We start from the raw sequence: 25,970 nt of genomic DNA on the forward strand, positions 1-25,970 counted from the left end.
TGCCAGAACCACCACCCCAGGAGGACCAATGAGCACGACCCCCCAGCCCCTGACCGCCATCTCCGCGACCCCGCCCCACTACCGCCTCGACCCGACCGTCCGGCTCCGACCGATCAACTGGAACCGCATCGACGACGACAAGGACCTCGAAGTGTGGAACAGGCTGACCGCCAACTTCTGGCTCCCCGAGAAGGTCCCCCTGTCCAACGACCTGCCCTCCTGGCAGGCGATGACCGACCAGGAGCGGACCCTGACGATGCGCGTCTTCACGGGGCTGACGATGCTCGACACCGTCCAGGCCACCGTCGGCGAGATCTCCCAGATCCAAGACGCCAGGACCGAGCACGAGGAGGCCGTCTACACGAACATCGCGTTCATGCAGTCCGTCCACGCCCGCTCCTACTCCTCGATCTTCTCCACCCTGTCGAGCACCGAGCAGATCGACGACGCCTACCGGTGGGCGGTCGACAACGACCTCCTCCAACGCCGGGCCGCCACCGTCCTCGCCCACTACTACGGGGACAACCCCCTCAAGCGCAAGGCCTCGTCGACATTGCTGTCCTCCCTGCTCCTGTACGCCGGCTTCTACCTGCCCCTCCACTTCTCCGTGCGCGCCACCTTGATGAACACCGCCGACATGATCCGCCTCATCCTGCGCGACAAGGCCGTCCACGGCTACTACTCCGGATACAAGTACCAGCGGGGCCTCGAAACCCACTCGGCCGCCGAGCAGCGCGAGATGGACGAGTTCGTCCACTCCCTGCTCGCCGACCTGTACGCCCTGGAACTGGAGTACTCCGGGGAGCTCTACGAGCCCTTCGGCCTCATGGACGACGTCGCCGTGTTCGTCCGCTACAACGCGAACAAGGCGCTGATGAACCTCGGCTACCCCGCCTACTTCGCGCCCGAGACCACCGAGGTCAGCCCCGAGATCCTCGCGGCCCTGGCCCCCGGAGCCGACGAGAACCACGACTTCTTCTCCGGATCCGGCTCCTCCTACGTCATCGGCAAGGCGGAGGAGACCCGCGACGACGATTGGGATTTCTGACCCCGCAGAGCCCCGCGTCCCGATGCGGCCACCCGGTCCGGACCCGCAGACCCGCGCGGGCCCGGGCCGGCGCGGGTCTGCGCGTCAGATCCAGCCTTTGGCCCGGGCGGCTTCGGCGGCCGCGTGGCGGTTGGGGGCGCCGAGCTTGGCCATCGCGCTCGACAGGTAGTTGCGCACGGTCCCCGGGCTCAAGCAGACCCGCTCGGCGATCTCCTCGACGGGGGCCCCGTCGGCCGCCAGTTCGAGGACGTCGGACTCTCGCGGGGTCAGCGGGGAGTCGCCGGCGGCGATCGCCTCGGCCGACAACGCGGGGTCGACGTAGCGCTGACCGGACTCGATCCGACGGATGACGTTGGCGAGCTCCTTGCCCGACGTCGTCTTGGGGACGAAGCCCCGGGCCCCCGACCCCAGCGCCTTCTTCAAATAGCCGGGGCGGGCATGGCTGGTGACGATCAGGCACTTCGTCTCGGGGGCCGTCTCGGCGACGGCGCGCGTCACCTCGATGCCGTCGGCCGCGGGCATCTGCATGTCGAGGACGGCGACATCCGGGCGGGTGCGCTCGATGAGGGCGATCGCCTCAGGGCCGGACGCGGCGACGCCGACGACCTCGAGGTCGTCCTGCAGGGACAGGAGGGACTCGAGGGCGTCTCGCAGCAGGGTCTCGTCGTCGGCGACGATGACGCGGATCATCGGGGGCCTCTCTTCCTCACGGCGGTGGGCGACTCGGGCACGAACGCCTCCAGGCTGAAGGAGTCCCCGTTCATCCGCCACTCCAGAGTGCCGCCGGCCTCCTCGATCCGTCCGCGCAATCCGACCAGCCCCGATCCGTCGGACGAGGACGAGGCGTCGCGGGCGGCGTCGTTCGTCAGCTCCACCCCGTCGCCGTCGGGCCCGGTGCGCAAGCGGATGAGGGCGGTGCTCGCCGCGCAGTGGCGGACGATGTTCGTCGCCCCCTCGCGGACGACGAGGGCGAGCAGGGCGCCCGCCCGGGCGCGCACCCGAACGGGGTCCCCGACGACGCGAACCTTGGCGCCGGCCGAGGACAGGAGCGCCGCCGCGCCCGCCACCTCGGCGGCCAGGTCGGGCTCGCGATACCCGGCGATGGCGGCGCGCACCTCCGTGAGGGCGCTCCCGGCGAGCTCGTAGACCGCGCGGGATTCGGCGGCGGCGCGCGCCGCCCCCTCCGCGTCGGCGAGTTCCGCGGCGAGGTCCGACTTCAGGGCCACGGCCGTCAGCGTCCGGCCGAAGATGTCGTGCAGGTCCCGGGCGATGCGCAGGCGCTCGTCGGCGACCGCCAGGTCGGCCCTCATGCGGTCGAGGCGCTGCTGGGACTCGACCTCCCCGATGACGGTGAACGAGGTCTTCATCGTCGCGGGGGTGACGACGAGGACGAAGAGGTCGATCGCGAAGGCCGGCAGGACTCCGGACGTCACATCCGCGACCTGCGCCGGGTCGAGGAGGCGGGCGATGAGGATCGAGGCCGTGATGACGACGGCCCCGCCGACCCCCATCACGGCGTTCACCCGGTTCGAGAAGATCGGGGCGAGCGTCATGAGGAGGAGCAGCGCCGAGATCAGGAGCGCCGTGTGGAGGGGGGAGATCGGGCCCGGGCCGGGCGCGAACCCGAGGACCCCCGGGACGATGGACGCCCCGGCCAGGGCCGCCGAGGAGCGCGGCGGCCACCGGCGCGGCTGGGATCCGTCAACGAGGCGGCCGGTGACGTCGTGGATCGTCAGCGCGCAGGCCGTGGCGAGGAGGAAGTTGATGACGAGGAACAGGAGCGTCCACCCGTTGATCTCCTCCTGGCGGGCGATGTGCCCGGCGACGAAGAACGGCGCCGACGCGAGGAGGGCGAGAGCCGCCCACTCGGTCGTGTTGCGCAGTTTGCGCATGCTCGCGGTGAGCGGGGCGGGCGACGGCGAACCGCTCGCGCCCGATCCGGCGCCGCGCGTCATGGCGCCCATGGTCGCGTCCTCGCCCGTTCGAGTCGTCCCGATGGGGCTCACCGGCGCCGTCCGAAGCGCATGGTGGCCCTGGCCAGGAGGATCGCGAGCACCGTCCAGGCGCAGAGGACCACGAGGGGGCGGACGGCGGCGCCACAGGTGCCGAGGAACCCCGGGACGGCGTCGCCGCCGGTCAGGCCGATCCCCGTCAATCCGATGCCGATGAGGTCGTTGACCGCGTGGAGGGGGCTCATCGAGAAGGCGACCGCGACGCCGTGGGGCAGCAGACCCGCGGGGACCACCGTCCCGGAGGCGAGGAAGAGCACGATGAGCAGGGGAATGGTCGTGAACTGGGCGGCGGCGACATCGCTCGTCCACGAGGAGGTCCACGCGGCCGCCGCCGCCATGAACACGACGCCGCCGACGATCCCCGCGAGGGCGAGGAGCGGATTCGGCCAGGGGAACGGGAAGAGGACGAGGGCCGACGCGACCGTTCCCAGGAGGACCTGGACGACGACGATGACCGCCGAGGGCGCGCACGCGGCGACGAACGCCTCCCAGGGCGTCGCCTGCCCGGTCGCCATGCGCTGGTAGACGCCCTCGTTGCGCCGGGTCACGGCGATCATCGTCGTGTTGTAGTAGACGACGAGGAGCAGCGCCCACGAGGCGAGCGACTGAACGAGATAGGCGGAGAACGCCGTGCCTTCGAGCCGGGAGCCCAGCTGGGGTCCGAGGAGGAGGACCATCACGGGGCCCAGGAGCAGGGCGGGCAGGAGGATCAGGGGCTTGCGCAGGTAGAGGAGGACCTCGGCGCGGGTGATCGCGCCGAGGCGCTGGAGCGAGGAGCGCCGGCGGAGGCGCGGGGCCGGCGAGGGGGCGGATGCGGTGATCATGGTGGTCCTGTCGGTTAGGGGCGCGGGGCGTGCGGGTCGGCGGTCAGTGAGAGGAAGGCGTCCTCGAGAGAGGCCGAGCGGGCGTCGAACTGCTCGAGCCGCGCCCCGCGGGCGGCGGCGTAGGCGACGAGCGCGGGGACCGTATCGGCCAGGTCGGAGCTCGACACGAGGGTGCGCCCCCGTTCGTGCACCGGGGCGGCGACGACTCCGGGCAGGGACGCGAGATCGCGGTCGACGAGGGCCGGGGCGTCGGCGAAGGACACGGTCGAGGAGCGCGACGAGGCGAGGTCGCGGGGGCTCCCCTCGGAGACGATCCTCCCGCTCTCCATGATGAGGATCCGGTCGGCGAGCTGCTCGGCCTCGTCCATGTAGTGGGTCGTCAGGACGACGGTGGCGCCCTCGGCGAGCATCGAGGAGACGAGATCCCATGTGCGTCGGCGCGAGGCCGGGTCGAGGCCGGTGGTTGGCTCGTCGAGGAAGAGGACCTCGGGCCGACCGAGGATGGCCATCGCGAGGTCGAGGCGGCGCTGCTCGCCGCCGGACAGGGAGCCGACGCGCACGCCCGAGCGGTGGGCGAGCCCGGTGAGTGCCAGGGCCTCGTCGAGGGGCCGCGGGGCGTCGAGCGTCCCCGCCCACATGCGCAGGGTCTCGGCGACGGTCAGGTCGGCGGCGAATCCGGCCTCCTGGAGCATGATCCCCGTACGGGATCGGACGTCGCCGCGGTCGCGCACGGGGTCGAGTCCGAGGACGCGGACCGTCCCGGAGTCGGCCGGGGCGAGTCCCTCGAGGACTTCGACGAGGGAGGTCTTGCCCGCCCCGTTGACGCCGAGGATCGCGACGAGCTCGCCCGCGTCGATCCGCAGGCTCACCCGGTCGACGGCGGTGAACGCGCCCGGCCCCCTGCCGTAGACGCGGACCACGTCCCGTGCCTCGATAACGCTCATGTCTTTCCCTTTCCATCGTCGGTGACCCTATCCTCCCGTCGTCCCGGCAGCGCCGGTAGTGAGCCGAGTGAGGATTTCCCGTGGAGAGTGCACGACCCGCCCATGACATATGTCAGGCGAACTCGTTCACGGGTCTGCGAATCCTCGGATGCAGACGCGTGCTGCGCCGGATAGGGACGGGCATTGAGGCGCGGCGCCCTCCCGTCCTCATCGTCGGTGTCACCGGAATGGAGCGGGAGGGGAGCACGTGGAACGGCGTCATCGCTCTCCCGCTTCGACCGCTCGAGCCGTGAATCCTCCCGGAGCGCTGCCACCCACGACAGGAGCGGCATCGCGGTCGTCATAATGAGGGGCATGACTTCATGGAAACCGCCCGCCCGCGCCGACGCCGGCGCCCCGCTCATCCCCGTTCCGGGAGCGAAGGCGCTCGCGGCCCTGCCCTCGACGGGGCGCATGCCGATCCTTCAGGGGATCGTCCTGTTCTTCGGCATGGTCGCCGTGCAGATCGCTACGGGTCACCTCGTTCCGGCGCTCGTCGGCGGGTTCGGTCCGAGCGTCACGACCGTGGTGCGAGCCGCGGTCTCGCTCGCCCTCGTCATCGGGGTGTTCGTCGTGGCCGTCCGGCTGATCGGCGCACGGCCGACGACCGACTTCGAGAAGGACGGCTGGGCGGGGGAGCTCGCTGTCGGCCTCGTCCTCGGGGCCGTCCTCATGACCGCCGTCGTCGCGGTCGCCTGGATGATGGGCGCCTACCGGATCGACGGGATCAACGGGCACGCCCTCGTCGTGCAGGCCGCCGCCCAGTCGGTCCTCGCAGGCATCACCGAGGAGATGTTGTTCAGGGCGGGACTGCTGCGCCTGATCGAGCACCGGCTCGGGACGTGGTGGGCCCTTGCCCTGACCTCCCTTCTCTTCGGCGCCGCGCACCTCGCCAATCCCGAAGCCGGGGTATGGGCAGGCCTGGCGATCATGCTCGAGGCGGGCCTCCTGCTCGGCGCCTGCTACGTCGTGACGCGCCGCCTGTGGATGGTCATCGGCGTCCACGCGGCGTGGAACTTCGTCCAAGGGGGAGTGTTCTCCTCCGACGTGTCGGGAACGGGACAGGAGAACACGGGCCTGTTCGCCGCGACCATTGACGGGCCGTGGTGGGTGACGGGGGGCCAGACGGGCTTCGAGGGGTCGGTGACGGCGGTCGTCGTCTGCCTCGTCGTCGCGGTCGCGTTGATGAGGGTCGCGCATCGGCGTCGCCTCATCATCCCAGTCGGGGCGTTCCGCCATGAGGCCATCGGCCCGTGCGGTCCCATCGATCCGACCGAGGGGGCGTGCGCGCGGTGACGTTCTCGTCCTCCCGCTGCCAGCGGTACCCAGGACGCGAATCCCGCGGAAGACATCGACGCCGCGGTGGCGATCAAGGGGGCGTGGGCGATCGGTGAACCCGCTCCGAGCAGGGCGGCGCCGTCGCGATCCCGCTGCCGCTACGCCGCACCGGTGCTGAAGCACAGGGTCGGCCGTCTTCCCGGAATCGGGCATCCCCGCTGAGGCCAAGGGCACGCCGCCCGATGCGGACGCCGGCCCCGCAGTCGGCTAGAGTGAGGCGCGACAGCGATCCGGCCCCGCGCACGCGCGACGGGGGCATCACCGGGGAGTCATCCGGAAGAACGGGCCGCCTCCACGGGGCCTTACTAGAACCGGACGGGCCGGCCCGACACAGCCGACAACGAAGCGGCCCCGCCCTCGTCGACCGACGGGGAACGGGCAAGCGGGGTGGTACCGCGGGTCCCGGCGTCGCCGGTCCTCGTCCCTGTACGACGACCAGACGAGGACACCATGACGAAGCACGGCTTCTACCCCCGCCACCGCGACACCGAGGTGGACGCGAGCCCGTCCTTCCCGCAGATGGAGGGCGAGACCCTGGCCTTCTGGGCCGCCGACGACACCTTCCGCAGGTCCATCGCCTCCCGCGACGCCGGCGCGAACGGCTCCAACGAGTTCGTCTTCTACGACGGGCCCCCCTTCGCCAACGGCCTGCCCCACTACGGGCACCTCCTCACCGGCTACGTCAAGGACATCGTCGGCCGCTACCAGACGATGCTCGGCCACCGCGTCGAGCGCCGCTTCGGATGGGACACCCACGGCCTGCCCGCCGAACTCGAGGCCCAGCGGGTCCTCGGCATCGACGACGTCACCGAGATCACCCGCGACGGCGGCATCGGCATCGAGAAGTTCAACGAGGCGTGCCGCACCTCCGTGCTGCGCTACACCGACGAGTGGGAGGACTACGTCACCCGCCAGGCCCGGTGGGTCGACTTCTCCAACGACTACAAGACCCTCAACCCCGACTACATGGAGTCGGTGATCTGGGCGTTCAAGACCCTCTACGACAAGGGCCTGGCCTACCAGGGCCACCGCGTCCTGCCCTACTGCTGGCACGACCGCACGCCGCTGAGCAACCACGAGCTCAAGATGGACGACGACGTCTACCAGGACCGCCAGGACAACACCGTCACCGTCGGCATGCGCCTGACCGAGCCCATCGTCGAAGGCTCCGAGACCGGCGAGCTCGTCCTCATCTGGACGACGACCCCGTGGACCCTGCCGTCGAACCTCGCCGTCGCCGCCGGCCCGGCCATCGACTACGTCGTCGTGCGCGTCGCCGCCGACCTCGACTCGCCCGTCTCCGGCCAGGACGTCGTCCTCGCCGAGGCGCGCCTGGGCGCCTACGCCAAGGAGATCGGCGAGAACCCGCAGGTCGTCGCCCGCCTGACCGGGACGGAGCTGGCCGGGCGGCGCTACCACCCGATCTTCGACTACTACGACACGCCCGAGCGCCGCGCCGAAGGGGCCGCTCCCGGCCCCGACGGCTGGACGATCATCCCCGGCGACTACGTGTCCACCGAGGACGGCACCGGCCTGGTCCACATCGCCCCCGCATTCGGCGAGGACGACATGTTCGTCTGCCAGGAGCGCGGCATCCTCCCCGTCATCCCCGTCGACGAGGGCGGCTGCTTCACCTCCGAGGTCCCCGACTACCAGGGCCTCCAGGTCTTCGACGCCAGCAAGGCGATCACCGTCGACCTGCGCGACTCCACCGGCCCGCTGGCGCGCGTCGCCGCCGAGCGCCGCGCCGTCCTCGTCTCCCAGAAGTCGTACGTCCACTCGTACCCCCACTGCTGGCGCTGCCGCAAGCCCCTGATCTACAAGGCCGTGTCCAGCTGGTTCGTGCGCGTCAGCGCGATCCGCGACCGCATGGTCGAGCTCAACCAGGAGATCACCTGGGTCCCCGAGCACACCAAGGACGGGATCTTCGGCAACTGGCTGGCGGGCGCGCGCGACTGGTCGATCTCGCGCAACCGCTTCTGGGGCGCGCCCATCCCCGTGTGGCGCTCCGACGACCCCGCCTACCCGCGCGAGGACGTCTACGGGTCCTTCGCCGAGCTGGAGCGCGACTTCGGCGTCGAGGTCACCGACCTGCACCGGCCCTTCATCGACTCCCTCGTGCGCCCCAACCCGGACGACCCGACCGGAAAGTCGATGATGCGCCGCATCCCCGACGTCCTCGACTGCTGGTTCGAGTCCGGGTCGATGCCCTACGCGCAGGTGCACTACCCGTTCGAGAACCAGGAGTGGTTCGAGTCCCACTACCCGGGCGACTTCATCGTCGAGTACATCGGGCAGACCCGCGGATGGTTCTACACCCTGCACGTCCTGGCGACCGCCCTCTTCGACCGCCCGGCCTTCACGAACGTCGTCTCGCACGGCATCGTCCTGGGCGACGACGGGCGCAAGATGAGCAAGTCGCTGCGCAACTACCCGGATGTCACCGGGGTGTTCGACTCCTACGGGTCGGATGCGATGCGGTGGTTCCTCATGTCGAGCCCGGTCGTGCGCGGCGGCAACCTCATGGTGACGGACGCGGGCATCCGCGACACGGTCCGCCAGGTCCTCCTGCCGCTGTGGAACACCTACTACTTCTTCACCCTGTACGCGGGGGCGGCGAACGCGGGCGCGGGATTCGAGGCCGTCGAGCTCGACCTGGCCGATCCCGGGGTCGTCGCCGGCCTGGACCAGATGGACCGCTACCTGCTGGCCCACACGCGTCGCCTCGCCGAGCGGATGCGCGCGTCCTTGGACTGCTACGACATCGCTCAGGCGTGCGAGCTGGTGCGCGACCACCTGGACGTGTTGACGAACTGGTACGTGCGCACTCAGCGCCAGCGCTTCTGGGACGAGGACGCGGCGGCGTTCAACACGCTGTACACGGCGCTCGTGCGGCTCATGGAGCTGGCGGCGCCCCTGCTGCCGCTGCTGACCGAGGAGATCTGGCGGGGGCTGACGGGCGGGGAGTCCGTGCACCTCGTCGACTACCCGGTCGTGCCCGAGGCGGTGGCCGACGACGCGCTCGTCGCCGCGATGGACGAGGTCCGCGAGGTCGTGTCGACGGCTCACGCGCTGCGCAAGGCGAATCGGGTGCGCGTGCGCCAGCCGTTGGCGTCGATGTCGGTGGTCTCCGAGCAGTGCGCGGCGCTGCGCTCCTTCGCCGGGCTCATCGCCTCCGAGGTCAACGTCAAGGAGGTGCGCCTGACGACGCCGGCGGAGTCTGGCCTGTCGGTGACGACGGAGGTGTCGCTCAACCCGCGGGCGTTCTCGCCTGAGATCCGCACACTCACCTCGCAGCTGTTCCAGGCTCAGAAAGCGGGGGAGTGGCTGGTGTCGGAGGACGGGGCGTCCTGCACGTTCCCGGGGGTCGAGGCCGAGGGCGGGCCCGTGGTCCTGTCGGGCGAGCAGTTCTCCGTGTCGACGTCGGTCGACGCGCAGGAGGGGCAGGTCGCCGATGTCCTCGCGTCGGGCACGTTCGTGGTCCTCGACACCGAGGTGACCGCCGAGTTGGAGGCCGAGGGGTATGCGCGCGACGTGGTGCGCGCCGTCCAGGACGAGCGCAAGAGCGCGGGCCTGCACATCGCCGACCGGATCGACCTGGCGCTGACGGTGCCGGCGGATCGGGTCGCGGCCGTCGAGGCGCACCGGGAGATGATCTGCCGCGAGACCCTGGCTCTGGCGCTGTCGGTCGAGACGGGCGAGAAACTGGTCGTGGAGGTCGCCAAGCACTGAGCGGCGCGGCCGGTAGGGCCGCGAAGCCGGTGGAGCGCCGGCGCCCCGCGCGGGGCGCCGGCGCTCTGCTTTTGCGGCCTTCTCCCATGTCGGGGACCCTTCGTCCGAGAGCAGTCGCCTATGGCCTCGACTACACTCCTGTGCGGTGCGATTCCCGACGGCGTGAGGAGTGGCGTGGGACTGATCGACAACGTGAATACGCGTTTCGGCGATGTGCTGAAGGCCGAACTCGATGGCGGGTCGAAACTGCGCATCATGGCGGCGACCTTCTCGATCTACGCATTCGAGGCGCTGCGCGACGAGCTGGAGAAGATCGACGACCTCGAATTCATCTTCACCGACCCGGCCTTCGCTCCCGAAGAGGCGACTGATCGGATCCATAAGGAGAAGAGGACCTTCTTCATCCCCGGTCTCGCCGAGTCGTCGATCGCGGGTTCTGAGTTCGAGGTCCGGCTGCGCAACAAGCTCACCCAGAGGGCGATCGCGCGCGAATGCGCGGCGTGGGTCCGCCGCAAAGCCCGCTTCAAGGCGAATACGAGCGGCCAGCACATGCAGCCGGTCGCCCTCGTCGACGAGCGCACGACCTTCACCGGCCTGTCGGGCTTCACCTCGGCCGACCTCGGGTACGAGCGCACGAACGCCGTCTCGAACTTCGTCCATCAGACGGATGAAGGGGCGGTGTCCCGCCGGTACATCGACCTCTTCGATCAGATCTGGGCGTCGCCGGAGAAGGTCGCGGACGTGACGGAACGGGTCTGCGAATACATCGAGACCGTCTACCGGGAGAACTCCCCGGAGCGCGTCTACTTCCTCATCCTCTCCTCGATCTTCACGGATTTCCTCGAGGACATCTCCGAGGACGTCCTGCCGAATGATCGGACCGGCTTCAAAGAGACGAAGATCTGGAACACGCTCTACAACTTCCAGCGCGATGCGGCGACGGGCATCATCAACAAGCTCGAGACCTACAACGGGTGCATCCTCGCCGACTCGGTCGGCTTGGGGAAGACCTTCACGGCCCTCGCCGTCATCAAGTACTACGAGCTGCGCAACAAGTCGGTCCTGGTCCTGTGCCCGAAGAAGCTCGCGGAGAACTGGACCGCGTACAACTCGAACCTCAGGACGAATTTCCTCGTCGAGGACCGCTTCACCTACGACGTCCTGTGCCACACGGACCTGTCGCGCACGAAGGGCGAATCCCTGGGGATCCGCCTGGATCTGGTGAATTGGGGGAACTACGACCTCGTCGTCATCGACGAGTCGCACAACTTCCGCAACGCCGACTACGCGGAGGAGAAGGAGTCCCGCTATCAGCGCCTCATGCGCGAAGTGATCCGCGAGGGCGTGAAGACGAAGGTCCTCATGCTCTCGGCGACCCCGGTGAACAACCGGTTCAACGATCTGAAGAATCAACTCCAGCTCGCCTACGAGGGCGATTCTGAGAACTTGTCGAAGGCGCTGACGCTGTCGACGTCCGTTGACAAGGTCTTCTCCCAAGCCCAGGCGGTGTTCAACGAGTGGTCGAAACTGGCTCCGGCCGAGCGCACGACCGACCGGATCCTCGAGATGCTCGATTTCGACTTCTTCACCCTGCTCGACGCGGTGACGATCGCCCGCTCGCGCCGCCACATCCAGACCTTCTACGACACGACCGAGATCGGCCCTTTCCCGACGCGCTTGAAGCCGTTGGCGATTCGCGAGCCCCTGACGGATCTCGAGGGTGCTCCGACCTTCGACGAGATCTACGAGGCCCTCATCCACTTGACGATGGCCGTCTACACGCCGCTCGCCTACGTCCATCCGAGCAGGCGGGCGATGTACGAGGAGATGTCCGCCGTGACGGCCGGCAATGGACGGTCGAACATCGGACAAGGTGGCCGCGAGCAGGGATTGAAGACCCTCATGACCGTGAACCTCCTCAAGCGCCTCGAGTCCTCGGTCGCCGCCTTCCGCCTCACTCTCACTCGCGTGGCGGATCTCGTCGACCTGCGTCTTCGGCAGCTCGATGAATTCGCCGCGGCTCGGGGGACGGGCGCGGCGAACGCGACATTCGGCGGCATCGATTTCGATGCGGAGGATGCGGAAACAGTCGAGATGATGCTCGCCGTCAACGACTCGGTGCAGATCGATTTCCGCGACATCGACGACGAGTCGTGGAGGAGGGATCTTCGGGCCGATCGGGAGAGCCTGCGCGCGCTCATCGCCCAGATCGAGGGGATCACGCCCGAACACGATCTCAAGCTGCAACGGCTTCGGTCGCTCATCCGCGAGAAGCAGGAGAACCCGATCAATCCGGGGAATCGGAAGGTCATCGTCTTCTCGGCCTTCGCCGACACCGCGGCGTATCTGTACGCGAATCTCGCGCCCGCCCTGAAAGAGGCGGGTCTCGAAACGGGCCTCATCACCGGAGGGGGTGCGGGTGCGAGGACGACACTCGGTACGGGTATCGATTTTCAGACGGCGATGACCCTCTTCTCCCCGATGTCGAAGCATAAGGACGCGGTCCTCCCGAACGATCCACGCGAGATCGACGTCCTCTTCGGCACGGACGTCATCTCCGAGGGCCAGAACCTCCAGGACTGCGATTACCTGGTGAATTACGACATCCACTGGAACCCGGTGCGGATCATCCAGCGCTTCGGTCGCATCGATCGCATCGGTTCGCGCAATTCGACGATCCAAATGGTGAACTTCTGGCCGGACATCTCCCTCGACGAGTACATCAACCTCAAGGAGCGCGTCGAGAACCGCATGGTCATCGCCGACATCGCGGGCACGGCAGACGACAACGTCCTCACGTCGGAGAACGCCGATGCGCAGTTCCGCAGGGAGCAGCTGCGCAGACTCCAGGACGAGGTCATCGAACTCGAGGACGTGCGCACGGGCGTGTCGATCACGGACCTCGGGCTCAACGACTTCCGGATGGACTTGCTCGGCTACGTCGATCGTTACGGGGATTCGGCGCACTCGCCGAAGGGCCTGCATGCGGTCGTGCCCGCGGACCGGGAGAAGGGCCTGGTTCCCGGCGTGATCTTCGCGCTGCGGAACATCAAGGCGGGGGACCGGCTCAATCACGGCAACCGGCTGCATCCGCATTACCTGGTCTACCTCGACGAGGACGGGGAGGTCGTCGCGGATCATTCGGAGGCGAAGCGCCTGCTGGATCTGCTGCGCGCCGGCTGCCGACCGTATTCGGAACCGGTCGGTGAGGTCGTGAGGCTGTTCAACGTGGAGACGAAAGATGGTCTCGACATGCGTCGCTATTCGTCGCTGCTCTCGGAGGCGATCCGTTCGATGATCGAGGTCGACGAGGAGCAGTGCTTGGATTCCCTCTTCTCGCCGGGACCGACGAGGGCGGCGTCCGAGATCACGGGACTCGACGACTTCGAATTGACGGCGTTCGTCGCCGTCATTGATCCGGAGGATCGGGCATGACCGCAGATTCGGTGTTGTTCGCGTGGCCGGGGGAGTCTCTGGGCAGGAGGATCCCGAAGGAGCGGGTGTACACGGAGTCTGTTCAAGCCCGGCGCCTGCGCGAGAAGCTCGTCGGAGAGGTCGAGAGCCTCACCTGGAGTCGTCGTTTGAGCGAGGACTCGGTGAACCTCCCGGGCACGACGAAGGTCTGCGAGATCGAGGTGCTCGAGGTCGTCCTCAAGGGCGAGGAGGTCTCCGATGGTGTCCTCGAGGCGATCGATCGCGCGATTCCCCATCCTGTCGTCTTCGAGTTGCGGCGGATCCTCGGAGGTCTGGAGGAATCGCGCCAGCTCGTGGTCCTTTACGGCGCCGCCGGTGCGAAGGCGAAGCAGCGTCCGATCCTCGGGACATCGTGGGTGCCGACGGCTTCGCCTCGTACGGGTCTGCCGGTGGCTCTCGATCTGGAAGCCCTGTATGTGCGAATCGCCGCCGTCCTGGGCGGCCAGGAGGCTCGGGCGGGGGAGACTATCGCCCAGTACGGCTCCCGGATCGAGCGGATCCGGCGCCTACGAGCCGAGATCGATCGCGCGGATCGGAGGATCCGCGCGGAGAAGCAGTTCAATCGCAGGGTTGAGCTCAACGAGCGCCGCAAGGCCCTCGCTGCCGAGCTCGATGCTCTCACGAACGGAAGAATCGGAGCACACTGATGGACAAGATGAGGATGACGTCGCCGGATCTGATCGAGGCGAATATCGACAAGATCGCCGAGCTGTTCCCCTCGGTAGTCACTGAGATGTCGAGCGGGGGGGGGGGGAGCCTCGAAGAGGAATTGACTTCGACCTGCTAAGGCAGGAGCTCTCCGACCACATCGTCGAGGGCCCGCAGGAGCGCTACCGGCTGGAGTGGCCGGGCAAGCGCAAGGCCGCACTCGCGGCGAACACCCCGATCGCGAAGACCCTCCGACCGGATCTCGAAGAATCGGTGAACTTCGAGACGACGAAGAACATCTTCATCGAGGGCGACAACCTGGAAGCACTGAAGCTTCTGCAGGAGTCCTACCTCGGCAAGGTGAAGCTCATCTACATCGACCCGCCCTACAACACGGGCCATGACTTCATCTACAACGACGACTTCGCCGAGACCCGCCAGGAGTACCTCGAGCGCTCAGGCCAGGTCGACGACTCCGGCGCGCGCCTCGTCGCCAACACCGAGTCGAACGGACGCTTCCACTCCGACTGGCTCTCGATGATGTACCCCAGGCTGAAGCTGGCGAGGAACCTCCTGAAAAGTGATGGAGTGTTCGTCATGTCGATCAGTGATGTCGAGGTGGCGAATGCTAGAAGCCTACTTGATGAGATATTTGGTGAAAGAAATCTTGTTTCTCAAGTGGTAGTCAAGGCGCGTGCTTCGATTTCGAATGACAAGATCATTTCGGAGAGTCATTCGCACCTTCTGATTTATGCTCGCGATGTGACTGAACTGGATTCTCTGCGTTCATCAATTGGGATTGATCCTGACTTGTCTGGATTTTCGAATCCCGATGGAGATTCGAGAGGGGCTTGGAAAGCTGTGCCACTGGATGGTCCTGGTGGAGCGAAGAAGGGTAATCCTTATTATGAGTTTCTTGGAGTTAAAGGATTCTGGCGATATTCGGAACGTACGATGCAAGAAAAGTATGAAGAGGGTTTGATTGTTCGTTCAAAGAATGGGTTGCAACAGAAGTACTTTCTCTCTCAGGCTTGCGCGAAGAGGAAGACTGTTTCGTCATGGTGGGATGATTGTGGTTTAAATTCGACGGCGACTCGACGTCTCTCTCTGTTGATGGGAGGTAGTGTTTTTGATACTCCGAAGCCGTTGGAACTCTTGGTGAAAATAATTAAAATGTTTACGTTTGGTGAAAGTGTCCCTATTGTCTTTGATTTCTTTTGCGGTTCTTCCACGATGGGACATGCGCTTTTGTCTGTAAATGCGGAAGATGGTGCGAGGAGGCGCTTCGTCATGGTTCAACTCGATGAGAAGACTGATCCGAAGTTAGAAGCGGCAAAGGCTGGATATTCGACGATCGCAGAACTCTCTCGTGAGCGTATTCGCCGTGCGGGACGGAAGATCCTCGAAGAGTCTGGGAAGAGCGAGGACGAGCTCGACATCGGGTTCCGCGCGTTCAGAATCGATTCCTCGAATCGTCTCGACGTGCAGAAGAGCGCGGATGAGACCGTGCAGTCCGATCTTCTGTCCCTCACTTCGGGGATCGAGACTGATCGCACCAGCCTGGACCTCCTCATCCAGGTGATGCTCGAGTGGGGCCTCGAACTCTCCCTTCCGATCGTGCGCGACGACCTCGCCGGCCGCGAGGTCTTCTTCGTCGCGGACGACGCCGTGGCCGCGTGCTTCGAAGAATCCGTTGCCCTCGACCTCGTTCGTGAGATCGCCGAGCGCCAGCCGCTGCGCGCCGTCTTCCGGGATGACGCCTTCGCCTCGGACGCCGAGAGGATCAACGTCGAGCAGGTGTTCCGCGAGCTCTCGCCCGTGACCGACCTCAAGGTGATCTGATGACCGGATATCGACCGCTTGGTTTTGATGCTTCATCTTATTTGACGGAGCGAGAATACTCGATTAATGCGTTGACTGCAGATGATTTCTATAGGCGGATTGCTAAGGTGCTTGATGGGCTGACGAGTCATACGTCGCTCAATGCTCAGCTGGGGGGATCGTTGGGCTCGGCAAAGAAGCTTCTTTTGTATCGGGGTCAGGCTGATGAGAATTGGGCTTTGACTTCGAGCCTATATCGTAGAATTGTTGATAAATTTGGCTCTTATGTCTCTGTCGATGAAGTTGAGAATGTGATGCGACGTGTTGAGAATGAGATGCTTGAAAAGTGTGAAAAAGATGGTTGGCTTCGAGGGTTTAAGTCCTTTGAAAGACTTGCCGTGATGCAGCACTATGGTGTCCCCACGAGGCTTCTAGATGTTACATCTGATTGGCGAGTGGCGCTCTATTTTTCCTGTGAGTTTCTGTCGGATTGCCCTGATATTGACGGTCGTCTGTTTTTGTTGACGATCAATGTGAGGAAAGGTGAGCGGAGTAAGTCGTGGATCTCGTCTGATGACGCTGATCCAATGCGTTCAAATAATGTCTCTTGGGTTGATAAATATGTATCGGATCACTCGGCTTGGCCGGTTCTCCTTACTCCTTTTGATAGTCGCATTGCCGCTCAAAGAGCCTCTTTTCTTGTTGGTGGTTTGAGGTTGCCAAAGATTGATTCTGGGAGTAACCTTAGGAGGTGGCTTATCGGAAATGTTCAAAAGGAAGAGTCGGAAGTACTTGTTTCCGCCTTGCCGATTAATTTCTTACCTCCCGGACCATTACGTTTTCGGGAGTTTTCGAGTGGTGTTAAAGATCTTCTTCGCGTGTCACCTGGATATGGCGAAGAATCCTTGAAGGTCTGGTCGGCTTCTGCAATTAGCCTTAGGGTCCCTTCGAGATTTAAGGCCTCTCTCTGTGAGCTTCTGCGTAAAGATGGGGTGTCGCGCGAGGTCCTGTTCCCCAATGTTGAATTGCAAATGAACGGCTTGTCTGAATTTGTGGAAGCTGCAGTTGTTCAACTTGAGAGTGGGAGATATAGTCGATTTCAGCGGAAATTTAGAGAGTCGATGGGGGAATTTTTGCTGGAAGGTAAGAAGAGTTTGCGTTTAAGCTCTTCGGAATCTTCTTCGGGAATGTGAGCGCGGGGATTCTAATGCAACTGAAATTCAAGAATCAGAGGTATCAGAGCGATGCGGTCTCTTCGGTCGTCGATGTCTTCGTCGGTCAGCCCCGAGTTGAGGGGATCAACTACCGCATCGATCCTGGTGTGGCGAGTATGGACCCGGACGGCGGTGTGCAGTCGGCATTCGACGTGGATGAAACTGCGTCTGGCCTCCGGAACGAGGAAATCCAACTCTCCGCCGCCGAGCTCCTTGCGAACATCCAAAGCGTCCAGAGGCATCTACATCTCGCTCCGACAAAGTCGCTCGCTCCATCGAAGCCGGGCGCGCCCGTGGTGCCGAACCTCGACATCGAGATGGAGACCGGGACGGGCAAGACTTATGTCTACATCAAGACGATCATGGAACTCCACCGCCGCTACGGATGGTCGAAGTACATCGTCGTCGTCCCCTCCATCGCGATCCGCGAAGGCGTGAAGAAGACCTTCGACATCACCGCCGAGCACTTCCAGCAGCTCTACGGCACGAAGCCCCGCGTCTTCGTCTACGACTCCAAGCGCCTGCACGACGTCGAGCACTTTTCCGCCGACGCGGGCATCCAGGTGATGATCATCAACATCCAGGCCTTCAACTCGACGGGCAAGGACAACCGGCGGATCTACGACGTCCTCGACGAGTTCGCCTCCCGCAGGCCCATCGACGTCATCAAGGCGAACCGGCCGATCCTCATCATCGACGAGCCTCAGAAGATGAGCGCCAAGAAGTCGCTTGAGTCGCTCGCAGAGTTCAACGCCCTCATGGTCCTGCGCTACTCGGCCACCCACAAGATCGAGCATGTGAAAGTCCACCGACTCGACGCCGTCGACGCCTACAACCAGAAGCTCGTCAAGAGGATCGCCGTCCGCGGCATCACCGTCAAGGGCCTCGCCGGCACCACCGCCTACCTCTACCTCGAAGAGATCGAGGTGAAGAAGGGCTCATCTCCCCGGGCCCGCATCGAACTCGAAGTGCAGACCGGCAGCGGGATCAAGCGCCGGGTCAAGAGGATCGACAAGGGGACGAACCTCCACGACCTCTCGAACGGCCTCGAAGCGTATCGGGGCCTTGTCGTCACCGACATCGACGCCGTCCGCGACCTCGTCGAACTGTCCAACGGAGACGTCCTCATCGCCGGCCAACTCGCCGACCGCGACGCCACCGAGGAGACGAAACGGCGCATCCAGATCCGCGAAGTCGTCCGCGCGCACCTCGACAAGGAACGCCGACTCTTCAACCGCGGAATCAAGACCCTGTCGCTCTTCTTCATCGACGAAGTCGTCAAGTACCGCGACTACTCGCGCGAGGACACCCTCGGCGACTACGCGCGGATCTTCGAAGAGGAGTACACGGCCGCCCGCGAGGAGATCCTCGGCGAACTCGACCTCGACGACGACGCCGTGAACTACAGGAAATACCTCGAGCGCGACGAGGTTCGCGCGGTCCACCAGGGGTACTTCTCCATCGACAAGAAAGGGCGCCTCGTCGACGGGAAGATCTCCGGCCGCGGCGACGACAAGGGACAATCCAGCGACCAGAGCGCCTACGACCTCATCCTCAAGGACAAGGAGCGCCTGCTCTCCTTCGAGGAGCCCGTCCGGTTCATCTTCTCCCACTCGGCCCTGCGCGAAGGATGGGACAACCCCAACGTCTTCGTCATGGGCATGCTGAAGAAATCCGACAACACCGTCTCCAGGCGCCAGGAGATCGGACGCGGCCTGCGCCTCGCCGTCGACCAGAACGGCGAGAGGCAGGACTCCGCGCAAGTCGGCGACCGAGTCCACGAGATCAACGAGCTCACCGTCGTCACCGACGAGTCCTACACGGACTTCGTCGACGGACTTCAGAAGGAGATCGCGGAGACGCTTTCCGCCAGGCCCCGCAAGGCGGAAGCCGCCTACTTCGAGGGCAAGACCGTCGAGAACGCCGAAACCGGCGAAGAGCACACGATCACCCTCGACGAGGCGAAGCGCCTCCATCACTGGCTCGTGCAGAACGACTTCATCGACTACGACGACGAGATCACCGACACGTGGCGCGCCCGCGCCGACCTCGAGGAGATTCCCGAGCTGCCTGCCGAACTCGCGCCCTACCACTACCAGGTCGCCGCCCTCGTCGACTCCCTCATCGCCGACATCCCCCTGCCCGTCGATGGGCGCAAGCCCAAGGCGATCCCGCTCAACGAACGCAACTTCGCGCGCAAGGAATTCCAAGCCCTCTGGAAGCGCATCAACCACCGCGCCGTCTACCAGGTCGAATTCGACTCCGACGAACTCATCGCCAAAGCCGTCGCGCACCTCGACAAGCACCTGCGCGTCGACCCCCTGCGCTACCTCGTCGAATCGGGCGTCCAGCGCGACGAACTCGACGCCGACGACCTCGCCAAGAGGACCGGCTTCACCGCCTCCCGCACGCGCACGCGGCAGGAGACCGTCAGCGCCTCCTCCTCCGTCCGCTACGACCTGCTCGGCGAGATCGCTGAGAAGACGCGCCTCACCCGCCGGACCTGCGCCGAGATCCTCACCCGGATCCGCCCCGAGGTCTTCGCGCACTTCAAGCGCAACCCCGAGCAGTTCATCACCGACGCGGCAAAACTCATCAACGAGCAGAAGGCGACGACGATCGTCGAGCACCTCGCCTACGACGCCCTCGACGAGACCTTCGAATCCTCGATCTTCACTGAGAACCAGAGCAAGGAGGACTTCACGAAGGTCGGGGAGAAGCTCGAGAAGCACATCTACGACTACGTCGTCACCGACTCGGCCGTCGAGAGGCGGTTCGTCCAGGCGCTCGATAGGAGCGCCGAAGTCGCGGTGTACGCGAAACTGCCCAGGGGCTTCGTCATCCCGACGCCCGTCGGCGACTACACCCCCGACTGGGCGATCGCCTTCACCGAGGGCAGCGTCAAGCACGTCTACTTCGTCGCCGAGACGAAGGGCTCCTTGTCGACCCTCCATCTCAAGGGCGCCGAGCAGGCGAAGATCGAATGCGCTCGGCGCTTCTTCGAAGCCGTGAGTCGCAAGAACGGGGGAGAGGTCGTCTACGACGTCGTCACCGACTACGACGAACTCCTCAGGCTCGTCGTCGGCTGACACCGAGGGAGCATCGGGGCGCGCGTGGGACGATCCGCTTGCACCGCTCTTCTGATCCTGTTGCTCGCGATCGTCGACGGACCGTTCTCAAGATTATAGCATGTGCTATATTCGGAGTGTGGAGGAGACCCTGAGCGAGATCGCCGAGCGCTGCGACCGCGCCGTCGTGGACGCGCGAGCCGAGCTCGTCGCCGCCATTCGCCGCAGCAGGCGTCAGGGCCTCACCCAGGAGCAGATCGCGACCGCGACAGGGCGCAGTCAACCGGAGATCCACAGGCTCCTGCGCTTTCACGGCATGACCCCCCTCGGCAAACGAGTCGCTCGGCATCGCGGGCGTATCGAATCGACGGTCGCGAGCCTGGGAGGAAGCGACCCCCGCATCTTCGGCTCGGTCGCAACCGGACGCGACGATTCCGATTCGGACGTCGACATCCTCTATTCGGCCGGATCCGCGGTGTCGATGCTCGCCCTCGCCCGCGCGCAAGAGGAGCTCTCGAAGGCCATCGGCACCCCTGTCGAGATCATCGCGGAATCAGACCTCGCTCCCTGGGCGAAGCGGCGGATCCTCGAAGAGGCCGTGCCGCTATGAGTAGGGAACGCAGGGCGCCCGAGCAACTCGTCGCCGAAGCGCTCTTCCGCTTCGCCAAGGCCGTGGCCTATGCGGATTCCGGACTCGATGAAATGGCGATCGAAGGGAATGGCGTGCCGGATCCGAATAAGGACATCGCCGTCCCGCTTGGGCGAAAGACCGCTGCGCCCTCGGCGAGCATCGCGCGAGCGGTCGGGTCATCGCGTCGTCGCCAGGCGCCTCGAGATCCCCTCGCAGTGGGAGCGCAATAGCTCCTCGACATCGCGGATCCGCGAAAGGGACTCCGCAGGCGCGGTGTCCGAGAGCTCTTCGACGGCGATCGCGAAGGCCTCCGGGACGACAAGCGCACAAGCGGCGACGAAATCCAGGAGCGAATCCCCGTCGACATCGAGCGCCTCCGCGAATCGCAGAACATGGTCGCGGCGTACCTGCGACATCGCTTTCTTGCCGCCGATCCCCATCGCGAGCTTCTCGTAGGGGATCGACTGACCCAGGCCGGTCGCGACGTCGTACATGTGTGCGAACACCGCGGATCCATCGGTGAGGATCGCGGAGAAATTCTTCGCATGCCCGTCGGGAGCGGCGACGATCCAATTGAGAAGGACGCCTCTGGCGAAGAGGTCGATCTGCTCCTCCGCGGTGCCTGTCCTGCGGAGAGCGGAGACGATTCGGGTGGGCGTGACCTCGTACTTGCGGTCGGGAAGGGTCGAGGTCGATTGGCAGAAATCCTCCTGGTGGAGCCTGTAGAGAGTCCCTGCGTGATCTCGGTAGCGGTCGTAGCGGGTCACAACGATCGTGGGGATGTTGTCGAAGAGCTTGAAAGCCGACTCGGCGATCAACGGGAAGGGCATCGTCGGACCCAGTACGCGCCCCGCGAGGAGGAGTGCTCGCATGGTGAGATGCTCCAGGAGGGCGTGATCGTTCAAACCTGGGATTCCCGGCTTGAAGATGTGCGTTGTCGCCTGGGAACCGCGCGCCTCGAACCATCGGTCGTTCTCCAGGCGCAACGCGAACTTGCTCTGCTGGCCTCCAAGGGACCAGTGCTCGCCCTCGGCGATCCAGGGACTCGCCGGGCTTGAAACGCTCTCTCGTAAGCGGGCGGCGATCCGTTCCTCGTCGATGGGGACGAGGGCATCGTCCTCGTTTCGGCCCGCCGGATCTTCTGGGATGAATTGGACGGCGCCGGGGCAGTCCATGCCGATCTTCTCCAAGAGGGAGAAGGGGTTGTTCGCATTCGCCCCCGTCCGGCGCGCGGTGGCGGAACGGACCTCGGAGTTCTCCGGCAGGAGTCCTTCGATATAGGCCCGTGTGAGGCGGGGCGGGATCGGGCGCGTCGAGGGCTCGAAGGCCAACGATAGACGCGGAACGCCCTCCATCGGGGGAGCGGTGAGAGTCGTCTTCCCGCGGTCGTCTTGATCGAGGTGCCCGATCGTGCGGCCGTTCATCACCATGAGGAGGCGCTTCATCGGCGGCGACCCGTATTCTCGTCGGCAAGCGCGTCCTCGGCCGTCGCGGTCCGTGTCGAGAACGAGCGGAGCGCCGCGTTGATCGCCCTCGAAAGCTCCTGCGTCGGCGGAAGAGAACTCTCGCTCGTTCGCTGGGCGTCGTCCGCGCTTCCGCCTGCTCGTCCGATCGCTTCCCGCAGACTGTCGGTCTGGAGGGGCGCGGTCGACCGTGCGAATCGAGTGGAATCCGCGCCCCGAGTCCTGGCCTCCGCGAGGGCCCTGCGCGTCGCCTCGAGGGTCGTGAGGACGGGGGCCACGGTCTTCGCGGGCGCCGACGTCGGGGTGCCGGCCGGATACGGGCCGCTCGTGTCGTCGCCCTCCGAGGACGATCGAAGGATGATCTCCAGCTCGAGAGCGCTGAGGACCCGCAGGACCTTCGACAGCTCGGCGCCGGCGCGTTCACCGCGCTCGACCCCGGAGAGCCATTCACGCGACACGCGTGCCATGGACGCCAATTCGGCTTGGGTGAGTCCCCGCTCGAGGCGCTCCTCGCGAATCGCAGCGCCGATGCCCTGCGTGCCGCTGAGTCGTCGTGATCGCATGGTGTGATGATACGTCCACATTCAACGTATGTGTACGTTCATGCGCATTCATGTCGTGTTGACGTACTGTCACATCTCTTGCCCGCTCCGCTCGGGTGACGACTACGCGTCAGGGGGGGAGCACGCGACCGTCCTCGACAATCACTTCGCGGACGGTGGAGTCATCACCTCGCGTGAAGAGGGGAGAGCAGCGCGCGGACGGGCGGGATAGAATCGTCAACCGCGCCCGCGCCGAACGGAGGGCTACCCCGGAACGTTCGAGCGCGAGCCCTCGCCGAGGGCTCGCGGCGCCCGACCCCAAGACGCCTTCGCGGCGGCCGGGTCCCGAAGCGATGGAGGACGAGATGGCGAACGAGCACCCCGCATTCTTCGGCGACGACGAGGACGCCCACGGCCACGGCGACCGCGTTCCCCCCGCGGAGCCGGGCGGCATCCCCGCCGACCTCCTCCCGTACCTCGACGCCGCAGACGAGCCCGACGACGCCCCCGACTCCGACGCGCCCGACGACGGCCCCGACCCCGAGGCCGAGCGCGCCGCCGCCCTTCGGGCCCTCGTCGAGCACTCCCTCCTCGTCGGCCCCGACCCGTCGATCCTCGCCGAGATCGACGGCGACGCCGACGACGACTGGGACGAGGACGACGCGACGACGGGGGAGGAGCCCACCGGCCCCTCCGCCCACGACCGGGCCCTCGACGCCGCCCAGGCCGCCGTCGCCCTCGACGCCCGAGTCGACGAGATCTACCAGTCGATCATCGACCGCGCCCCCGAGCACAGGGTCCAGCCCTCCCTCGACCGCGTCCGCACCGCCCTCGACATCCTCGGCGACCCGCACACCGCCTACCCCGCCATCCACATCACCGGCACCAACGGCAAAACCTCCACCGCCCGCATGGCCGACGCCCTCCTCACCGCCTTCGGCATGCGCGTCGGGCGCTTCACCTCCCCACACCTCCTCGACGTGCGCGAACGGATCAGCCTCGAGGGCGAGCCCATCAGCCGCGAAGGATTCATCGCCGCCTGGGAGGACGTCGCCCCCTACATCTCCATGGCGGACGACGCGTCGACGGCCGACGGAGGGCCCCGCCTGTCCTTCTTCGAGGTCTTCACCGTCATGGCCTACGCGGCCTTCGCCGACTACCCCGTCGACGCCGCCGTCGTCGAAGTCGGCATGGGCGGGCAATGGGACGCCACCAACGTGCTCGACGCCGGAGTCGGCGTCATCACCCCCATCGGCCTCGATCACACCGCCTGGCTGGGCCCCACCATCGCCGACATCGCCCGCGAGAAAGCCGGGATCATCGCCCCCGGCCAGATCACCGTCATCGCCGAGCAGCCCGACGAGGCCCTCGACGTCCTCCTCGAGCGCGCCCGCCGATGCGACGCGATCGTCCGCCTCGAAGGCCGCGACTACGAGGTCCTCGACCGCCAGATCGGCGTCGGCGGCCAACTCGTGTCGATCCGCACCCCCGCCGCCGTCTACGAGGACGTCTTCATCCCCCTCTTCGGCGAGCATCAGGCCCGCAACGCCGCCGCCGCCCTCGTCGCCGTCGAGGCGTTCATGGGCGGGCGCGCCCTCGACCCGAGGATCGTCGAGCAGGCGATGATGACCGCGACCTCGCCCGGGCGCCTCCACGTCGTGCGCACCTCCCCGACGATCCTCGTCGACGCCGCCCACAACCCCGCCGGCGCGCGGACCCTGCGCGGCGCCCTCGACGAGTCCTTCGGATTCGCCCACGCCGTCGGCGTCTACTCCGCCATGGGAGACAAGGACGCCGAAGGGGTGCTCGCCGAGGTCGAGCCCTTCCTCGACCACCTCGTCGTCACCCAGATGCCGGGGGAGCGGGCCGCCGACGTCGACGATCTGCGGGCCGTCGCCGAGGACGTCTTCGGCCCCGACCGGGTCGACGTGCGCGAGGGCCTCGCAGACGCCGTCGACCGGGCGGCCGAGCTCGCCGAGGCCTCCACCGACCCCTCCGACCGCTCCGGCGTCGTCGTCTTCGGCTCAGTGGCCCTCGCCGGGCAGATGCTCGCCCTGGCGGGCAAACGCCCCTGAGAGGACCGCCGAGCGGTCATTCGTGCCGTCCCCATGACCATCGGCCCGCGAGATGGCACGATGGACGGTGATCGACCACTTGATCGTTGCAAGGAGGCATCATGAAGAAGCTGGTCAACGACGTCCACGACGTCGTCAAGGAAACCCTCGAGGGCTTCGCCCTGGCCCACGCCGATCTCGTCGACGTCCGCCTCGACCCCGACTACGTCGTCCGCGCCACGCCCAAGGCCGACGGGAAGGTCGGCATCGTCTCCGGCGGCGGCTCCGGTCACGAGCCCCTCCACGCGGGATTCGTCGGCGAGGGCATGCTCGACGCCGCCGTCCCCGGCGCCGTCTTCACCTCCCCCACCCCCGACCCGATCCTCGAGGCCACCAGGGCCGCCGACCACGGGGCCGGCGTCCTCCACATCGTCAAGAACTACACGGGCGACGTCCTCAACTTCGAGACCGCCGCCGAGATGGCCGAGATGGACGACATCGAGGTGCGCACGGTCGTCGTCAACGACGATGTCGCCGTCGAGGACTCCCTGTACACGGCGGGGCGCCGAGGCGTCGCTGGCACCGTCCTCGTCGAGAAGATCGCCGGGGCCGCCGCCGAACGCGGGGACGACCTCGACGCGGTGACCGCCGTGGCCGCGCGCGTCAACGACTCCATGCGCTCGATGGGCCTGGCCCTGGGCCCCTGCACCGTCCCCCACGCGGGCGCCCCCTCCTTCGACCTGGACGACGACGAGATCGAACTGGGCATCGGCATCCACGGGGAGCCCGGCTACCGCAGGGGCGCCATGGAGTCCGCCGATGCGCTCATCGCCGAGCTCTACGCCAGAGTCCGCGACGACCTGGGCCTGACGTCCGGCGACAGGGTCGTCACCCTCGTCAACGGCATGGGCGGCACCCCCTCCTCCGAGCTGTACATCTGCCACCGGGCGCTCGCACGGCTCCTCGAGGCCGACGGCGTCGAGATCGCCCGCTGCCTCGTCGGCGACTACGTCACCTCCCTGGAGATGCCCGGCGTGTCGGTGACGCTCCTGCGCGTCGACGACGAGCTGCTCGACCTGTTCGACGCGCCGGCGACCACGCCGGCCTGGAAGTGAGGA

At 66.2% G+C, this 25,970-nt stretch carries 17 protein-coding genes; 11 read left to right on the plus strand and 6 right to left on the minus strand.

Annotated features, from left to right (window positions below; all coding sequences use genetic code 11):
- The first annotated feature begins 28 nt into the window (after positions 1 to 28).
- Positions 29 to 1,048: a class 1b ribonucleoside-diphosphate reductase subunit beta gene (gene nrdF, locus M3T53_RS05405; RefSeq protein WP_272433458.1), complete on the plus strand. Its 1,020-nt coding sequence runs from the start codon at positions 29 to 31 to the stop codon at positions 1,046 to 1,048.
- A gap of 84 nt (positions 1,049 to 1,132) precedes the next feature.
- Here the strand turns inward: nrdF and M3T53_RS05410 are convergent, their stop codons facing one another.
- Genes M3T53_RS05410 through M3T53_RS05425 form a run of 4 tightly spaced genes read right to left on the minus strand, consistent with a single transcriptional unit; the run spans position 1,133 to position 4,828 of the window.
- Entirely contained in the window at positions 1,133 to 1,738 is a 606-nt protein-coding gene (locus M3T53_RS05410) for a response regulator transcription factor (RefSeq protein WP_272433459.1), read from the minus strand.
- Positions 1,735 to 3,012, minus strand: coding sequence for a sensor histidine kinase (locus tag M3T53_RS05415; RefSeq protein WP_272433460.1), 1,278 nt, complete (start codon positions 3,010 to 3,012; stop codon positions 1,735 to 1,737). Before M3T53_RS05415 ends, M3T53_RS05410 begins: the two co-directional genes overlap by 4 nt.
- Positions 3,013 to 3,050: 38 nt before the next feature.
- Complete coding sequence (locus M3T53_RS05420; RefSeq protein WP_272433461.1) at positions 3,051 to 3,884, minus strand: ABC transporter permease; 834 nt, start codon at positions 3,882 to 3,884, stop codon at positions 3,051 to 3,053.
- A 14-nt stretch (positions 3,885 to 3,898) separates the two neighbouring features.
- Complete coding sequence (locus M3T53_RS05425; RefSeq protein ID WP_272433462.1) at positions 3,899 to 4,828, minus strand: ABC transporter ATP-binding protein; 930 nt, start codon at positions 4,826 to 4,828, stop codon at positions 3,899 to 3,901.
- Positions 4,829 to 5,182: 354 nt separating this feature from the next.
- On the opposite strand from M3T53_RS05425, the gene M3T53_RS05430 reads away from it, so the two are divergent.
- From M3T53_RS05430 to M3T53_RS05465, 8 genes are all read left to right on the plus strand, one after another.
- Positions 5,183 to 6,163 carry a CPBP family intramembrane glutamic endopeptidase gene (locus M3T53_RS05430; RefSeq protein WP_272433463.1) on the plus strand — a complete coding sequence of 327 codons (981 nt, stop codon included), beginning with the start codon at positions 5,183 to 5,185 and terminating at the stop codon, positions 6,161 to 6,163.
- A gap of 492 nt (positions 6,164 to 6,655) precedes the next feature.
- Entirely contained in the window at positions 6,656 to 9,937 is a 3,282-nt protein-coding gene (ileS, locus tag M3T53_RS05435) for an isoleucine--tRNA ligase (protein WP_272433464.1), read from the plus strand.
- A 192-nt stretch (positions 9,938 to 10,129) separates the two neighbouring features.
- Positions 10,130 to 13,372 carry a helicase-related protein gene (locus M3T53_RS05440; protein WP_272433465.1) on the plus strand — a complete coding sequence of 1,081 codons (3,243 nt, stop codon included), beginning with the start codon at positions 10,130 to 10,132 and terminating at the stop codon, positions 13,370 to 13,372.
- Positions 13,369 to 14,058: a DUF4391 domain-containing protein gene (locus M3T53_RS05445; RefSeq protein WP_272433466.1), complete on the plus strand. Its 690-nt coding sequence runs from the start codon at positions 13,369 to 13,371 to the stop codon at positions 14,056 to 14,058. Before M3T53_RS05440 ends, M3T53_RS05445 begins: the two co-directional genes overlap by 4 nt.
- Positions 14,059 to 14,332: 274 nt before the next feature.
- On the plus strand, positions 14,333 to 15,901 hold the full coding sequence (locus tag M3T53_RS05450) for a site-specific DNA-methyltransferase (protein ID WP_272433467.1): 1,569 nt from the start codon (positions 14,333 to 14,335) through the stop codon (positions 15,899 to 15,901).
- Positions 15,901 to 17,073, plus strand: a complete 1,173-nt coding sequence (locus tag M3T53_RS05455; RefSeq protein ID WP_272433468.1) for an FRG domain-containing protein — start codon at positions 15,901 to 15,903, stop codon at positions 17,071 to 17,073. Before M3T53_RS05450 ends, M3T53_RS05455 begins: the two co-directional genes overlap by 1 nt.
- A gap of 314 nt (positions 17,074 to 17,387) precedes the next feature.
- Positions 17,388 to 20,183, plus strand: a complete 2,796-nt coding sequence (locus M3T53_RS05460) for a type III restriction-modification system endonuclease (RefSeq protein ID WP_272433469.1) — start codon at positions 17,388 to 17,390, stop codon at positions 20,181 to 20,183.
- A 118-nt stretch (positions 20,184 to 20,301) separates the two neighbouring features.
- A complete protein-coding gene (locus M3T53_RS05465; protein WP_272433470.1) occupies positions 20,302 to 20,772 on the plus strand; it encodes a nucleotidyltransferase domain-containing protein in 471 nt (156 codons plus the stop codon).
- A gap of 197 nt (positions 20,773 to 20,969) precedes the next feature.
- On the opposite strand, the gene M3T53_RS05470 is transcribed toward M3T53_RS05465, so the two are convergent.
- Together M3T53_RS05470 and M3T53_RS05475 are read right to left on the minus strand one after the other, a co-directional pair.
- Positions 20,970 to 22,238: a HipA domain-containing protein gene (locus tag M3T53_RS05470; protein WP_272433471.1), complete on the minus strand. Its 1,269-nt coding sequence runs from the start codon at positions 22,236 to 22,238 to the stop codon at positions 20,970 to 20,972.
- Complete coding sequence (locus tag M3T53_RS05475; protein WP_272433472.1) at positions 22,235 to 22,819, minus strand: helix-turn-helix transcriptional regulator; 585 nt, start codon at positions 22,817 to 22,819, stop codon at positions 22,235 to 22,237. Before M3T53_RS05475 ends, M3T53_RS05470 begins: the two co-directional genes overlap by 4 nt.
- A 344-nt stretch (positions 22,820 to 23,163) precedes the next feature.
- On the opposite strand from M3T53_RS05475, the gene M3T53_RS05480 reads away from it, so the two are divergent.
- Positions 23,164 to 24,873 (plus strand): bifunctional folylpolyglutamate synthase/dihydrofolate synthase, encoded by a 1,710-nt coding sequence (locus M3T53_RS05480; RefSeq protein WP_272433473.1) that lies wholly within the window; start codon positions 23,164 to 23,166, stop codon positions 24,871 to 24,873.
- Positions 24,874 to 24,974: 101 nt separating this feature from the next.
- Positions 24,975 to 25,967 carry a dihydroxyacetone kinase subunit DhaK gene (gene dhaK, locus M3T53_RS05485; protein WP_272433474.1) on the plus strand — a complete coding sequence of 331 codons (993 nt, stop codon included), beginning with the start codon at positions 24,975 to 24,977 and terminating at the stop codon, positions 25,965 to 25,967.
- The last annotated feature ends 3 nt before the right edge of the window (positions 25,968 to 25,970 follow it).

Source organism: Actinomyces sp. B33, assembly GCF_028437565.1.
Classification (GTDB): domain Bacteria; phylum Actinomycetota; class Actinomycetes; order Actinomycetales; family Actinomycetaceae; genus Pauljensenia.